Raw genomic sequence first — 14,618 nt, forward strand, 5'->3', positions numbered from 1 at the left:
CGCCGGCTTTTTGCGTTCAAAAAATGCGCTGGCTTCGTTCGTGGGAGCTTGTTCATATTCCGTTCAAACCGTTCATAAACTAAGTACAACAGTTTGCTGGGTACAGCCTGCCATCTTGTAGGCTTTGGAAAGAGAGCGCCTGATGCTATCGGAGGGGATAGGGACGATGGACGTAAAAACGAATGTGAAACGGCGGCGGGAAGAACGAATCAAACAACTTGTCTCGGGAGGGCATCAATATACGAACGAAGTTAATGATGGATTGCATGAAATGATGCAGCGCCCCGAAGAAAGCTATTCGGTAAGCCGTGACATGGATCGTGCAGCGGACGGGCAACGCACACAGGATGTCCGCTACATTAAGACAAGCGCGCCAGACAAGGAGCTGGACCCGGAATGGATGTGGAAGCAGGGGCAGGGCCGCTGGAATGATTCCGGTCTATTCGGCCGGCAGGACTCGGTCATGCCGAATGAGGGAAAGGGATCTTCTTTCTGGGGCATGTTATTCATTCGCCTCTGCATCAGCATGCTGATCTTTGCTAGTCTATGGGCGATTAACCGATATGAACCGCCTTGGGGGGGAGCCATCCGCCTATTCGTGGCTCACTCGTTAACCCATGAAATGGACTTCGGAGCGGCCGAAGCATGGTACAAGCGTAATTTTGGCGGAGCCCCTACTTTTATTCCAATCTTTCGGCAAAACGAAGACAAAGGGGTTAAAGTCAACAATGCCAGCAGCTTTTCCGTTCCCATCAACGGGAGGATTGCCAGTGCCTTCGCACTCAGCTTGAAAGGGATTAACATCGTGCCTGCCAATGATTCGAGTGCGGGTTTACAGGTTAAAAGCGTAGAAACGGGCAGGGTGCTCAGCGTCGGTAACGATGCCTTCACGGGGGAGACGATTGTCATTCAGCATGCTGGCGGTTACGTGTCTATATACGGCCATCTGCAGCAAGCCTTCGTGGCAAAAGGGGACTGGGTAGAGTCCGGGGATTTGGTCGGGAAGCTGATAGCGCCATCCGAGGAGACCATCCCTACTCTTTATTTTGCTTTGAAAAAGAATGAGCGCTACATTGATCCCGCGGATGTGATTCCATTTGATTAGATGGGGCGGTATTGCGATATCCTTTCATCCGTTGTTCGTCCTCGTCATGCTGGCCTCTGTCATTACAGGGCATTTCCTGGAGCTGCTGACTTTGTTTGTGATCGTCTTCATTCATGAGTGGGGGCATGTGGCCGCCGCAAAATGCTTTGGCGTTCATGTCCTTTCCGTTCAGCTGCTGCCTTTTGGAGGCGTGGCGGTGATGGAGGATACGGCTTATTTGGATGCAAGGCGTGAAATCATGATTGCGCTTGCTGGACCTTTGCAAAACGGGCTGTTGATTGGCTGCGCCTGGCTGCTGCATGCTGGTGGTTTATGGGACGGGCCCTACTATGAGTACTTCGTGCAAGGGAATGTGCTCATCGCTTTATTCAACTTGCTCCCGATTCTGCCTCTGGACGGGGGAAAGATATTTCAGTCGCTGTGCAGCATTATTTTGCCGTACCACTCGGCGCTCGTCTGGTCGCTGCGCATCAGCTTGTTGTTTAGTTTCCTCCTTACCGGGTATGCGCTGCTTCCCCTTTTTCTCCAGGGCAGCATGGTTCAGTTGAATCTGCTGTTAATAGGGCTGTTTCTGCTCTATTCCAATTATGTGGATTACCGTAACATTCCCTATCGTTTCATGCGCTTCCTAATGAACAGGGGGCGTTCGTTCTCGCGCCATTTGCTGCACGGCAGCCTGGCACAGCCGATCGTAGCGGATAAAGTGCAACCTTTGGACCATGTTTTGCGTCTCTTTAAAAGGGAAAAATACCATTTTATCTATGTGATGAACCGCCAAGGAAGAATCATTGCCGTTGTGCCGGAGCAAAGGGTAATATCCTCCTATTTCAAAGGCGGGCCTGCGGCATAGCATCCTGCCGTGGTATAATCACATCATATTCATTGCGTTGCAATGCAGACAGAGGGTGAGATCGTGAAACGGATGATTATTCACTGCAATTCCGGTTCTACCGAGATGGCGCTTCAGGAGGATGGCAGACTGGTAGAATATGCTGTGGAGCGCTGCCAGTCAAGAGGGCTTGTTGGCAGTTTTTTTAAAGGACGCGTAGTCAATGTGCTTCCCGGCATGCAAGCTGCATTCGTGGATATCGGACAGAAGAAAAATGCTTTTCTATATATCGATGACGTGCTTCATCCGCATTTGGAAAGACAACCGAAAGTCAAGCCGCTGATTTCCGAACTTCTTCAGCCGGGCCAGGATATCATCGTGCAGGTCGTGAAGGACGCGATCGGCAACAAAGGACCGAGAGTAACGACACATTATTCCCTTCCTGGCCGCTGGCTCGTATACATGCCTTTTGCCGCATATGTTGCCGTCTCCAAGAAGATTATAGACGAAGAGAAGAGACAGCGGTTAAAAGTGATCGGCGAGGAGGTTCGGGAGGAGGAGGAGGGGCTTATTCTCCGTACGGTGGCCGAGCTTGAGGAACTGGAGGCCATCGCTATGGATCTGTCACTGCTCCGCAAACAATGGGCAGCAATACAGGAGAAGAGCAAGACGCATGTCGCACCGGCCTTGCTGCACCAGGATCTCAGCATGATCCAGCGGCTGATGAGGGACGTCTACAGCCCGGAGACGGATGAGATCATTATGGATTGCGCCAAGAGGGCCGAGGAAGTGACCGCGTTCTTGGAAATGATGATCCCCGGGCATGAACAATCCATCAAGATCTACGACAAGGATATTCCTTTATTCGAGTTCTATGGTGTGCAAAGCCAACTGGATAAGGATCTTCAGCGGAAGCTGTGGCTGCCCGGCGGTGGATATCTGGTTTGGGATCAGACAGAGGCACTGACGGTTATAGACGTCAATACGGGGAAATACATCGGCGGAAATTCGCTGGAGGAAACAGTGTTCCAGACCAATCTGGAAGCGGCGGTCGAGATGGCCAGATTGATTCGCCTTAGGGACACAGGGGGCATCATTATCATCGATTTTATCGATATGGATCGCGAGGAGCACCGAGACGCCGTATTGGACAAGCTGCACAACTGCATGCAGAGAGATCGGACACAGCATCATATCCTCGGCTGGACGAGGCTTGGGCTGCTCGAAATGACGAGGAAAAGAATTCGCGAGGAAACGGCTGCTTCAGGCATCGATTAAATTTGCGAGAATCAATTGATTTTAACCTTCCTCCGTGATATTATATTAAAGTATGTGTCATAAGTTTGTCTTGTGCACATGCTGTAACCGCTCCGATCAGGTCAACAAGTTCGTCGCATTGCACGGCGCACCTGAATTAGGCGAGTCTGAGACATGAGGAGGTGCAAGCAAATGTACGCAATTATCGAAACTGGCGGTAAACAATACCGTGTTCAAGAGGGCGATGTTCTTTACATCGAGAAATTGAACGCAGAGGACGGCGCAAGCGTGACGTTCGACCGAGTATTGGCTGTATCCAAAGGCGACGGTTTGGTGGCGGGAGCTCCTGTAGTAGCCGGTGCTAGTGTAACAGCGAAAGTTGAAAAACACGGCAAAGGCCGCAAGGTTGTCGTTTACAAATACAAACCGAAGAAGAACTACCACAAGAAACAAGGTCATCGTCAACCATACACGAAAGTGACCATCGAGAAAATCCAAGCGTAAGAAGGTGACGTACCTTGATTAACGTCTCCATATTGCGTCATAAAGATAACGATATACATGGTTTCAAGGTGGAAGGTCATGCCCATTTTGCCGAGCCAGGCAGAGACATTGTGTGCGCCGGGGTATCTGCCGTTACCGTTGGTACGGTGAATTCCATCGAATCGCTCACTGGAATCGTGATGGATTCCAAGATGAAGAACGGGTTCTTGAACGCAAGTCTTCCTCATGTCGAGCAACCGAAAGCTCTAGATCAGGCACAGCTTCTTCTTGCTTCTATGGTCGTTATGCTGCAAAGTATCGAAATGTCATACGGTGAGTATATTCAGATACAAGATGTTATTATTTAAAGAAGGAGGTAGACTATAATGTTGAAATTGGATCTCCAGTTATTCGCATCCAAGAAGGGTGTAGGTTCCACAAAGAACGGTCGTGACAGTATCGCTAAACGCCTTGGCGTAAAACGTGCTGACGGCCAAACTGTAACAGGCGGAAGCATTCTTGTTCGCCAACGCGGAACGAAGATTCATCCGGGTACCAACGTAGGAATCGGTAAAGACGACACGCTGTTTGCGAAAGTTGACGGCGTCGTTAAATTCGAACGTTGGGGACGCGATCGTAAGAAAGTGAGCGTCTACCCTGTGGAAGTTGCTCCTGTAGCGGCAGCAGTTGAAGCTTAATAGCTTGCTTATGAGCCCTCGGCACTCGTGCCGAGGGCTTTTTTGAGATAGCAGGGGCATTTTCTTATCTTACTCGACTATACTTTTTTAAGTCTTTGTGCGGACAAGGATTGTGATATACTGGGTAAAGATGTTAAAAATAAAAAAAGGTCATGTACCCAAATAAAGAGGAACGGGGAAATTCATGAAACATCGGTTCACATTGCCGGTCATTGCCGGAACGCTAACGCTTGCTTTGTTGGTGATATTGTACTTCGTTGAATCGACAGTATGGTATGTTGTGTTGTGCGTATGTTTGCTGGCGGTGTTGTGGGGTTATATCAACTATGTGAAAGCACAGGCGGCTGATGAAAGAAAGCAGCTTCTGGAATCGGTGCAAAGAACTGCGGCCGCCACGCTGGGCCACCATCGGCATGATTGGATGAACGACCTGCAAATATTGTACGGATATATTCAACTGGGCAAGATTGATAAACTGGCCAGCTGTGTGGACAGAATAAAGGAAAGGATGGCCGTGGAGAGCAAAATATCCCGCTTAGGCATTCCTTCGTTGGTTTTTTATTTGCAATCTTTTCGTGAAGTGAACAGTTCGGTTCAACTTGAGGTCAGCATTAACGACGATTTGGAACTGGGTAAGCTGCTCACTGCTGAGGATGCCGAGGAATTGACGGAGGCCATCATTGCCACGATTCGGGCTTTCCAATTTGCCGGCCGTTCCTCTTGGGGAGAAATGCTGCAGCTTAAGATGTCGATTGCCCTTGAACAAAACGAGGTGCTGGTCGGCTTCGTTCAGGGAGAGAAATCAGGGAATACGGAAATCCTCTTTCAGCGGTTGACTGAAGTCTTGAACGGGAAACAAATTCGTGTAGAGCATGGGGATTCCGGACAGGCTGCGGTACAGCTAAGGTTATTGTGCGGAAATTTAAAAGAGGTGAACGCATGTTTATAGATAAAGCAAAAGTGTATGTAAAAGGCGGGGACGGTGGCGATGGCATCGTTGCCTTCCGCCGGGAGAAGTATGTTCCGGAAGGCGGTCCTGCGGGCGGGGACGGCGGCAAGGGCGGCAACGTCATATTCCGCGTGGATGAAGGTCTGCGTACGCTTATGGATTTCCGCTATCAGCGGCACTTCAAAGCAGATCGCGGCGTCAAAGGACGAAACAAGAGCCAGCATGGCGCGAATGCCGAGGATATGATCGTTCGGATTCCGCCGGGCACGGTCATTATTGATGACGACACCCAGGAGGTGCTCGCCGATTTAACCCGGCACGGACAGCAAATCGTAGTCGCGAGAGGCGGCCGCGGAGGCCGGGGCAATACCCGCTTCGCGACGCCGAACAATCCGGCTCCTGAGCTTGCAGAGCACGGAGAAGAAGGCGAGGAGCGCTGGGTCGTGCTGGAGCTTAAGGTTATGGCCGACGTTGGGCTGGTCGGGTTTCCGAGCGTAGGTAAGTCCACGCTGTTATCCGTCGTGTCCGCGGCACAGCCGAAAATCGGCGCGTATCATTTTACGACCATAACGCCGAATCTCGGGGTGGTGGATGTCGACGAAGGACGCAGCTTTGTGATGGCCGACCTGCCAGGACTTATCGAAGGCGCGCATGAGGGCGTTGGGCTCGGTCACGAATTCCTCCGCCACGTGGAGCGGACGCGCGTTATTATTCATGTCGTCGATATGGCCGGTTCGGAAGGCCGCGATCCGTTTGATGACTGGCTGAAGATCAACGACGAGCTTAAGCTGTACAATGCCCAGCTTGAGAATCGTCCGCAGATCGTAGCTGCGAACAAGATGGATATGCCGGAAGCGGAGGAACACTTGAAGAAGTTCCGCGAACAGGTAAGCGAAATTCGCCCTGATCTTGAAATTATGCCGATATCGTCCTTGACCCGGCAGGGTATCAAGGAGCTGATTTATAGAACGGCCGATTTGCTTGATCAGATTCCGGAAGAGCCGGCGCTTGAGGAAGTTACTGATTTGAGCGAGCGGAAAATTTACAAGCTGGAGAAGGAAGAGGAGCAGGATTTCGTAATTCGCCGCGAGAACGAGGACTTTGTCATTGAGAGCGCGAAGATCGATAGAATGATGAAGCGGATGCAACTGAATACGCATGACGCGATTCTCAAGCTTGCGCGTACGATGCGGCATATGGGCATAGACGACGAATTGCGCAGACGTGGTGCTAAGGACGGAACGATCGTCCGGATTGGCGATTTTGAATTCGAATTTGTTGAGGGAAGCAGCTACTACTAAAGTTTGATATCGGAGAGCACCTGCAAGGGTGCTCTTTGTTGTTTGAGGCAAAAACCCAATGTGAGAGAAATCCGCGCAAATCTGTGCGGAAAATAGGTTGCCTCCAGACTGTCTTTCCGTTATAATGTCCACTATACGAAAACAACAGTCTTTAAGGGGAGGACGTTTGTGAAGGAGCGTTATTACTTGGTCCGTGAAGATATTTTGCCGGAAGCGGTGATCAAGACGCTTCAGGTGAAGCAGCTGCTTGCTGCCGGGGACGTTAAAACCGTGCATGAAGCGACGCTCCAGGTTGGGCTTAGCCGCAGTGCTTTTTATAAGTATAAGGACGGCATTCATCCATTGAACCAGATGGAGCGGGAAGAAATCGTAACGATCTCGTTCGATCTGGAGCACCGCTCCGGCATCTTATCCCAAGTGCTGTCCTTGCTTGCCGGCTCGGGCGGGAATGTGCTCACGATTAATCAGAGCATTCCTTTGCAAGGAAGGGCCAATGTCGTTATCTCCGTTGAGACCTCGCGGCTGACGGAGGAGTTCGACAAGATGCTCAAGGCACTGCAAGAAATCTCCGGCGTAAAGAAAATACAAATCGTCGGTCAAGGATAGGTATCTCCCGCAGCAATACAAATTCGATAAACAACCCGCATAGGGAACAGGAGGGGACTTATATTGAAACCCGTTAAGGTAGGATTACTCGGGCTTGGCACCGTAGGTACCGGTGTTGTGCGCATCGTCGAAGGACACCAGGAGGATTTGAGCAGTCAGGTCGGATCTCCAATCGTTATTGAGAAGGTTGCAGTCAAAAATCTGGAGAAGGCTAGAAGCATTGAAATCGAGCAAAGCAAGCTTACGGAAGATCCTTGGGAGGTTATCCGCGATCCAGAAATCGATGTAATTGTCGAAGTGATGGGCGGCGTGGAGGCCACTAAGACTTATATTCTCGAAGCGCTGGACCGGGGCAAACATATCGTAACGGCGAACAAAGATCTTATGGCCCTCTACGGCTCGGAAATTATGGCCAAGGCGCTGGAAAAGCAATGCGATGTATTTTATGAGGCGAGCGTCGCCGGGGGGATCCCGATCATTCGCACGCTGATCGAAGGCTTCTCTTCAGATCGAATCGTTAAGATCATGGGGATCGTCAATGGGACGACGAACTTTATACTGAGCAAGATGAGCCAGGAGGATGCATCCTATGAGGACGTCCTCAAGGAAGCGCAGGAGCTTGGCTATGCCGAGTCTGATCCGACTTCAGACGTGGAAGGCTTGGATGCGGCCCGCAAGATGGTTATCTTGGGAACGCTCGGCTTTCGTACGAATGTGGAGCTTAGCGATGTCGATGTCCGGGGGATCTCGAGCGTGTCCAAAGAAGATATCGCTTATGCGAAGAAGCTTGGTTATGAGATGAAGCTGCTCGGTATCGCCGATCGCCAGGATGATGAGTTCAGCGTCAGCGTCCAGCCGACGATGGTGAAGAAGAGCCATCCGATTGCGGCGGTCAATGGCGTGTTCAATGCAGTTTACGTCCATGGCGAAGCGGTTGGCGAGACGATGTTCTACGGCGCAGGCGCCGGGGAAATGCCGACGGCCACTTCGGTAGTCGCCGATTTGGTTGCGGTAGTGAAGAATCTGAAGCTCGGAGTCAACGGCCTGAAAGCGATGGTTCCGTATAAGACGAAGAAGCTGAAGAACGACGAGCAAATCGCCTATAAGAACTTCCTGCTGCTTGAAGTTGATGATAAGGCGGGAGTGCTTGCCCAAATTACCCAAGTGTTCGGGGAATATGATGTCAGTCTGGAATCGGTCGTGCAATCGCCGAATGAACATACGCCGGATGCAGAAATCATTATCGTTACTCATCATGCTTCGAAGGCGAACATGGATAAAGTGCTGAAACATTTCGAGACGCTGAAGGTCATTCGCCGCGTCAAGAGTGTATACCGTGTGGAAGGTTAAAGATCAATAAATTCATTCCTAATAATAAAAGGGGTTTTTATTTCATGAGATATCTTGGATTGCTGCATACCTACAAACAATACTTGCCAATTAACGACAACACGCCGCTGCTTACACTACATGAGGGAAATACGCCGCTCGTTCGCGCCGATAATCTGTCCGAAGAGCTAGGGCTTGACTTGTACTTCAAATATGAGGGCCTGAACCCAACGGGTTCATTTAAAGACCGCGGGATGGTCATGGCGGTGGCTAAAGCGATTGAAGAGGGCAGCAACACAATTATGTGTGCATCCACGGGAAATACATCCGCTGCCGCTGCGGCGTATGCGGCTCGTGCGGGGCTGAACTGCATCGTCTTGATTCCGAACAATAACATCGCTCTTGGCAAGTTGGCTCAAGCGATGATTTACGGAGCCAAAGTTATTGCCATCGAAGGAAACTTTGACCGCGCGCTTGAAATCGTGCGCGACATTACGGCGAAGCATCCGATTACGCTAGTAAACTCGGTAAACCCGTATCGCATTGAAGGACAGAAGACGGCAGCCTTCGAAGTCTGCGACCAGTTAGGCAAAGCACCGGACGTGCTGGCGATTCCGGTCGGCAATGCAGGGAACATTTCTGCATACTGGAAGGGCTTCAAGGAATATCATCAGCATGGCAAGAGCGACTCGCTTCCACGCATGGTCGGCTTTGAAGCTGAAGGAGCGATGGCAATTGTTAAAGGCGAGCCGATCCTGGAGCCTGAGACTGTAGCGACCGCGATCCGCATCGGCAACCCGGCAAGCTGGAAAACAGCGGTAGCCGCAGCAGATGAGTCCGGCGGCCAAATCAACTACGTGACCGACGAAGAGATTTTGACGGCCTATAAGACGATCGCAGCGCGTGAGGGCATTTTTGCTGAGCCGGCTTCCGCAGCGTCCGTCGCCGGTGTGTATAAGCTTCATCGCGAAGGTTATTTTAAAGGTGGAGAAACCGTCGTTTGCGTCTTGACCGGCCATGGCTTGAAGGATCCTAATATTGCGATTAAGAGCATCGGCAGCGAGCCGCTGGTGGTAAAGGATACGGAAGAAGCGGTTATGGAGGCCATCGCGAAGCTGCAAGGAGAGCAGCAATGATGTCCGAAGCGGGCGTACGCGTTAAAGTACCTGCCAGTACGGCAAATCTGGGGCCGGGCTTCGATACGCTCGGTATGGCTCTGCCGCTTTACGCCTGGATCGAGATGAAGCCTGCGGAAGCGACGAACATTCATTTATACGGAGATCAGATGAAGGGTATTCCTACTAATAAAAGCAATCTTATTTACGAGGTAGCCCAATCCGTATTTCGCGAAGCGGGAGTATCCCTTCCCGAGCTGGAAATTTCCATGTATTCGGATATCCCGCTTACCAGAGGGCTTGGCAGCAGTGCATCGGCCATCGTCGGTGCGCTTGTTGCGGCAAATGAACTGATCGGTTCCCCGCTGAATCAAGCCAAGCTGTTTGATATGGCTACAGCACTCGAGAAGCATCCAGACAATGTCGGCGCCTCCCTATTTGGGGGATTGATTACGGCTGTTTGGGACGGGACCCATGCCGAATATTTACGGATCGAGCCGCCGGCCGATCTGGAGGTTTTGGTGGCGATTCCCGACTTCCAGCTCTCTACATCGAAAGCGCGCCAGGTACTCCCTGAACAGGTCAGTCTGGGCGATGCAGTATTCAACATCAGTCGAACCTCCCTGTTTACCGCAGCGATGGTTTCCGGCAGACTGGATCTGATTCGCGCGGCGATGCAGGACCGCCTGCATCAGCCGTTCCGTGCTTCCTTGGTGCCGGGGATGGAGCGCATATTGAAAGAGGCGACGGAGCATGGTGCCCTCGGTGCAGCGCTTAGCGGAGCAGGGCCGACGCTGCTGGCTCTGGTGGACCGCCGCGAGAAGAGGGGCGCGGAATTAGAGCGTTTCTTGCTTGGAGTGCTTGGCGAGCAGGGAATCCAGGCTCAGACGATTTGGCTGCAACCTTGCACAGAAGGCGCTAAGACGCTTACTATAAATAAAGGTGAGCAGTTTATCGATTCCATAAAAGGGGAAGTCAGAGCATGAAAGTGATCGCGTTGCTGCCGGAAGGCTCGGTATCTCATGAGGCTGTTCTTCATTTATTCGGTGAAGAACAGGTACAACTGCTTCATTGCAAGCAGATTTCCGACGTGTTTCTGGCGACAGCAAATGGAGCAAGCCAGTACAGTGTCATCCCGATTGAAAATACAATTGAGGGCTCCGTCAGTTTGCATATGGATTGGCTTGTTCATGAAGTCGACATTCCTATGCAAGTAGAGTGGGTGTACCCTTCCATTCAAAATTTAATCGGCGACAGGAATGAATTCGTATCGGATTCCGATGAGAATCTGATTGATTATTCGAAAGTGACCAAGGTGTTGTCTCATCCGGTGGCTATGGCGCAGTGCATGCAGTTTCTGAAGGCTAATATGCCTCAGGCGGAGCTAGAGCATGTCGCAAGCACATCGGAAGCCGTAAAGCTGGTTAAACAGCGCCCCGGCGAGGGCTTGACGGCAATCGGCACAGCGCTCGGTGCCAAGACGCATGATCTGGACATTTTGGCCGAACGGGTAACGGATCATGACAATAACTACACTCGGTTCGTCCTGGTTGGGCAGGAGCCGCTACAATTGAAGCGGAGCGAAGCTGCCCAGGATAAAACGAGCATTCTGGTCACGCTTCCTGAAGATTTCCCGGGTGCTTTGCATCAAGTGCTGTCGGCGTTTGCCTGGCGCAAGCTGAACTTGTCTCGCATTGAATCGAGACCTACCAAGAAACGGCTTGGAAATTACTATTTTTACATGGATGTCCTCTCCTCCCTGGACTCTGTCCTGCTGCAATCAGCCATTGGGGAGATTGAGGCGTTAGGTTGCCAAGTGCGCATACTTGGATCCTACCCAAGTTATTCTGTGAAGAATCAAAAGCTGGAGGTGCGAAAATAATGGCAGAACAATGGATTTATTTAGACGGACAATTCGTAACAAAGGAAAATGCAAAGATCTCCGTATATGACCACGGTTTCTTATACGGTGACGGGATATTCGAAGGAATTCGCATCTATAATGGGAATATTTTCAAATGCAAAGAGCACTTGGACCGCTTGTACGATTCCGCGAAATCCATCATGCTGAACATTCCCCTAACGTATCAGGAAATGGAAGATGCTTTGGTCGAGACACTGCGCCGTAACGAGCTTCGCGACGGATACATCCGTCTGGTCGTGTCCCGTGGCGCAGGCAACCTGGGGCTGGATCCAAATCGCTGCCCTAAGGCCTCTGTCATTATCATCGCTGAGCAGCTGGCGATTTATTCAGAGGAAGCATACAAAACCGGCTTGAAGACGGTATCCGTATCCACGAAACGTAACCTTCCGGATGCGTTGAATCCGAAAATCAAATCGCTGAACTATTTGAACAACATTCTGGTTAAAATCCAATCAAACCTGTCGGGTGCGGGGGAAGCGATCATGTTGAACTCGCAAGGCTACGTTACTGAAGGCTCCGGAGATAATATTTTTATCGTGAAGAACGGGGTCATTACGACACCTCCATGCTATTTAGGCGCGCTTGAGGGGATTACCCGCCAGGCCATCATCGACATTTGCCATGAGAAGGGCTATAAGCTGAAGGAAGAGCCATTTACACTTCATGATGTTTATGTAGCCAATGAAGTGTTCCTGACGGGAACGGCGGCCGAGGTCATTGCGGTTCGCGAGGTCGATGGACGGATTATCGGTGAGGGGCATGCTGGACCGATTACGCTCAAGCTGTTGGAGGAATTCCGCAGCATCGTGGATAAAGACGGCTTGAAAGTTTGGTAAGACTCTAATTTATGGAACCTATCCTTTTTTGATACAAAGAAGGATAGGTTTTTTTCGTTACATGGATGTCAAAAGCCGGGCTCCTGCATAGGATGTATTAAATGGGCCCCGGGCGAAGATCACGGTCCGGAGAAGAAACCTAGGAGGTCTTTAGCGCGTGAAAATCCATATCGTAAAACAAGGAGATACTTTGTTTGAGTTATCAAAAAAGTATGATGTTCCTTTACAGAAATTAATCGAGGCCAATCCGCAAATCAGCAATCCAGATGAGCTTAGCATAGGGATGAAGGTTAAAATACCTGCTTCGGCAGTCCCTGTGGAGGAAGGGGTTATCTACAAGCATACTGTGAAGCAGGGGGATTCTCTCTGGAAGCTGGCGAAAGCTTGGGGATTACCATTGCAGGCTCTGGTGGATGCGAATCCCCAGTTAAGTGATCCCAACGTACTTAACGTCGGAGATGTTATCAACATTCCGGGTGCCGCACAATCGGGGACGAACAATCCCTCCAATAATATTGCGCCGAATCCGAATCAGGTCAGTCCGATCGGGAAGAAAAATACAGCTCCGATTGAAAATGTGAAGCCCGAGAACATTAAACCAGAGAACATCAAACCAGAGAACATTAAGCCGGAAAATATTAAACCAATTGCGGAGAACCCGAAGCCCGCTCCAATCGTGATGCCCGAAAGTATTAAGTTGGAAAGCGTCAAAGTCGAGAATATTCAAATTGTTGAAAATGTCATGCCCGTGCCCGTCATTCCTCCGCAGGTACCTCAAATGGAGGTAAAGCCGATCAAATACGAGGAGCCCCCTTGCCAGCCCAAGCCTCATTATCCTGAGTTAATATCACCTTATCAATTTCAGGTCGAGCAGCCGCCAATGTTAATGGCAGAGCAGGCGCTGCCATATCCTCCGTGTGGATGCTCTGGCCATGGCAAACATCATGAGAATTTGTACTCTCCTTATCAATTCGAGAACGAAAATGTATCGTCTTATTACGATTTTCCGCCGGCTTGGCCAAATGAGGCTGCAATGGGAGAGTATCCGGGTTTGTCGAATGCTCCGGTATATCAGTCGCCTCAATATATGAATCCGTGTGCTCCTGTACATCCCTATGCCCATGAGAACCTGCCATATCATCATCATTATCATCATCAGCCACATGTTTATCCTGAAGCAGTCAATGTAATGCCAGAAAGCTATGCACCCAACGCGCCGATTTCGGGAAGCGACAATTCACCGTGGGGGCAGGCCCAGCTCTCATCGAATATCGCACCCATTTCTGGGGCTAATGTAGCGCCCAATACTTCTGTCTCGCCGAGTGTTACTTATCCTTGGTCTGCTCCTTACTATGAGCCTCACCACACATATTCACCATGCGGCTGCTCTGGGCATTCGGCTGTCCATCCGTACGCCAACGCGCCTTTCCCAGTGCAACCGTACGCGAACGCACCTTATCCAATGCAGCCGTATCAAACGGCAATGCCTAATGTACCTATGTCTCCGTTAGGGGCATTCGGTGTTCCCGGGCATATGCACGAAGATTATAAAGGCGGGATAAGGGAGGATACAGCAAATATTCAGGCAGCAGACCAAGCCGAAGAAAGAACTTACAGTACGAGTCAAGGTACGGATACGCCGCAGCAAGCCCAGAAGGATGCGAATATTTCTGAAGTTAGGGAAGGTAAACCGGGGCGAAGTACGGAATCAAAAAGCAAGAAGCCAGCGGGAAGAAAAAAACATAGCCGCAAACGCAACCCTTGGATTAATAATTAGCAAGAACGGCAGAGAGGCGCCAAGAGCGCCTCTTCCATTTTTTACTACGTATAATGATAGCCAAACCGCTTGATGGATGGTTGCTTTATATGATATATTAAATGTCCCGATAAAAAGATGATAGATGATTCTTTGAGGGATGGATCGCGAGGATTTAAATGAATTTATTTCTTTCAAAAAAAATGCTTGCTAACCAAAAATAAATGTGTTATATTATTTAAGTCGCCGCTGAAACACAGCGAGACACGAGAAGCAAAGTTGATCTTTGAAAACTGAACAACGAGTGAGCGGGTTTCACGCAAGTGAAATCTAAAAAATAGAGTCAGATGTAAATCTGATCTCGTCAGATTCAAAATGAGCAAGTCAAACATCTTAGCTGAAAGAGATTTTGCCTTCGGGTGAAAATTTT

The 14,618-nt window shown here is 50.2% G+C and carries 16 protein-coding genes and 1 other annotated feature; of the genes, 15 read left to right on the forward strand and 1 reads right to left on the reverse strand.

Annotated elements, in window-relative coordinates; genetic code table 11:
- Positions 1-166: 166 nt before the first annotated feature.
- From ACYUJT_RS23715 to ACYUJT_RS23785, 15 genes are all read left to right on the forward strand, one after another.
- Positions 167-1,105 (forward strand): peptidoglycan DD-metalloendopeptidase family protein, encoded by a 939-nt coding sequence (locus ACYUJT_RS23715; RefSeq protein ID WP_460327072.1) that lies wholly within the window; start codon positions 167-169, stop codon positions 1,103-1,105.
- Positions 1,098-1,955, forward strand: a complete 858-nt coding sequence (locus ACYUJT_RS23720) for a M50 family metallopeptidase (protein WP_460327075.1) — start codon at positions 1,098-1,100, stop codon at positions 1,953-1,955. Before ACYUJT_RS23715 ends, ACYUJT_RS23720 begins: the two co-directional genes overlap by 8 nt.
- 63 nt (positions 1,956-2,018) lie before the next feature.
- Positions 2,019-3,212 carry an Rne/Rng family ribonuclease gene (locus ACYUJT_RS23725; RefSeq protein WP_460327077.1) on the forward strand — a complete coding sequence of 398 codons (1,194 nt, stop codon included), beginning with the start codon at positions 2,019-2,021 and terminating at the stop codon, positions 3,210-3,212.
- Positions 3,213-3,287: 75 nt separating this feature from the next.
- Positions 3,288-3,370 (forward strand) — a sequence feature (ribosomal protein L21 leader region).
- A 13-nt stretch (positions 3,371-3,383) separates the two neighbouring features.
- Positions 3,384-3,695, forward strand: coding sequence for a 50S ribosomal protein L21 (rplU, locus tag ACYUJT_RS23730; protein ID WP_460327079.1), 312 nt, complete (start codon positions 3,384-3,386; stop codon positions 3,693-3,695).
- Positions 3,696-3,709: 14 nt separating this feature from the next.
- Entirely contained in the window at positions 3,710-4,042 is a 333-nt protein-coding gene (locus ACYUJT_RS23735; protein ID WP_460327081.1) for a ribosomal-processing cysteine protease Prp, read from the forward strand.
- An 18-nt stretch (positions 4,043-4,060) separates the two neighbouring features.
- A complete protein-coding gene (gene rpmA, locus ACYUJT_RS23740; RefSeq protein WP_019638294.1) occupies positions 4,061-4,372 on the forward strand; it encodes a 50S ribosomal protein L27 in 312 nt (103 codons plus the stop codon).
- A gap of 184 nt (positions 4,373-4,556) precedes the next feature.
- Positions 4,557-5,321, forward strand: a complete 765-nt coding sequence (locus tag ACYUJT_RS23745; protein ID WP_460327084.1) for a Spo0B domain-containing protein — start codon at positions 4,557-4,559, stop codon at positions 5,319-5,321.
- Positions 5,312-6,622: a GTPase ObgE gene (obgE, locus tag ACYUJT_RS23750; protein ID WP_460327086.1), complete on the forward strand. Its 1,311-nt coding sequence runs from the start codon at positions 5,312-5,314 to the stop codon at positions 6,620-6,622. The genes ACYUJT_RS23745 and obgE overlap by 10 nt, the downstream gene beginning before the upstream one ends.
- 168 nt (positions 6,623-6,790) lie before the next feature.
- Positions 6,791-7,228, forward strand: a complete 438-nt coding sequence (locus ACYUJT_RS23755; RefSeq protein ID WP_460327088.1) for an ACT domain-containing protein — start codon at positions 6,791-6,793, stop codon at positions 7,226-7,228.
- Between the two features lie 63 nt (positions 7,229-7,291).
- Positions 7,292-8,578, forward strand: a complete 1,287-nt coding sequence (locus ACYUJT_RS23760) for a homoserine dehydrogenase (RefSeq protein ID WP_460327090.1) — start codon at positions 7,292-7,294, stop codon at positions 8,576-8,578.
- A gap of 44 nt (positions 8,579-8,622) precedes the next feature.
- Complete coding sequence (gene thrC, locus ACYUJT_RS23765; protein WP_460327092.1) at positions 8,623-9,693, forward strand: threonine synthase; 1,071 nt, start codon at positions 8,623-8,625, stop codon at positions 9,691-9,693.
- Complete coding sequence (gene thrB / locus ACYUJT_RS23770; RefSeq protein ID WP_460327093.1) at positions 9,690-10,658, forward strand: homoserine kinase; 969 nt, start codon at positions 9,690-9,692, stop codon at positions 10,656-10,658. The genes thrC and thrB overlap by 4 nt, the downstream gene beginning before the upstream one ends.
- A complete protein-coding gene (pheA, locus tag ACYUJT_RS23775) occupies positions 10,655-11,554 on the forward strand; it encodes a prephenate dehydratase (protein WP_460327095.1) in 900 nt (299 codons plus the stop codon). Before thrB ends, pheA begins: the two co-directional genes overlap by 4 nt.
- Positions 11,554-12,432: a branched-chain-amino-acid transaminase gene (gene ilvE, locus ACYUJT_RS23780; RefSeq protein ID WP_460327097.1), complete on the forward strand. Its 879-nt coding sequence runs from the start codon at positions 11,554-11,556 to the stop codon at positions 12,430-12,432. The genes pheA and ilvE overlap by 1 nt, the downstream gene beginning before the upstream one ends.
- Before the next feature lie 157 nt (positions 12,433-12,589).
- The gene (locus ACYUJT_RS23785; protein ID WP_460327099.1) at positions 12,590-14,209 is read left to right on the forward strand and encodes a LysM peptidoglycan-binding domain-containing protein; all 1,620 of its coding nucleotides are present in this window, start codon (positions 12,590-12,592) and stop codon (positions 14,207-14,209) included.
- 173 nt (positions 14,210-14,382) lie between these two features.
- Here the strand turns inward: ACYUJT_RS23785 and ACYUJT_RS23790 are convergent.
- Positions 14,383-14,618: hypothetical protein (locus ACYUJT_RS23790; RefSeq protein WP_460327101.1), on the reverse strand; the 236-nt coding region annotated here is incomplete at its 5' end.

This window comes from Paenibacillus sp. YSY-4.3 (genome assembly GCF_054767475.1).

Bases quoted from the DNA above. Each gene is read 5' to 3' on its own strand.
- ACYUJT_RS23745 (WP_460327084.1), top strand. From the start codon at position 4,557: ATGAAACATCGGTTCACATTGCCGGTCATTGCCGGAACGCTAACGCTT.
- rpmA (WP_019638294.1), top strand. From the start codon at position 4,061: ATGTTGAAATTGGATCTCCAGTTATTCGCATCCAAGAAGGGTGTAGGT.
- pheA (WP_460327095.1), top strand. From the start codon at position 10,655: ATGAAAGTGATCGCGTTGCTGCCGGAAGGCTCGGTATCTCATGAGGCT.
- rplU (WP_460327079.1), top strand. From the start codon at position 3,384: ATGTACGCAATTATCGAAACTGGCGGTAAACAATACCGTGTTCAAGAG.
- obgE (WP_460327086.1), top strand. From the start codon at position 5,312: ATGTTTATAGATAAAGCAAAAGTGTATGTAAAAGGCGGGGACGGTGGC.
- ACYUJT_RS23715 (WP_460327072.1), top strand. From the start codon at position 167: ATGGACGTAAAAACGAATGTGAAACGGCGGCGGGAAGAACGAATCAAA.
- thrC (WP_460327092.1), top strand. From the start codon at position 8,623: ATGAGATATCTTGGATTGCTGCATACCTACAAACAATACTTGCCAATT.
- thrB (WP_460327093.1), top strand. From the start codon at position 9,690: ATGATGTCCGAAGCGGGCGTACGCGTTAAAGTACCTGCCAGTACGGCA.
- ilvE (WP_460327097.1), top strand. From the start codon at position 11,554: ATGGCAGAACAATGGATTTATTTAGACGGACAATTCGTAACAAAGGAA.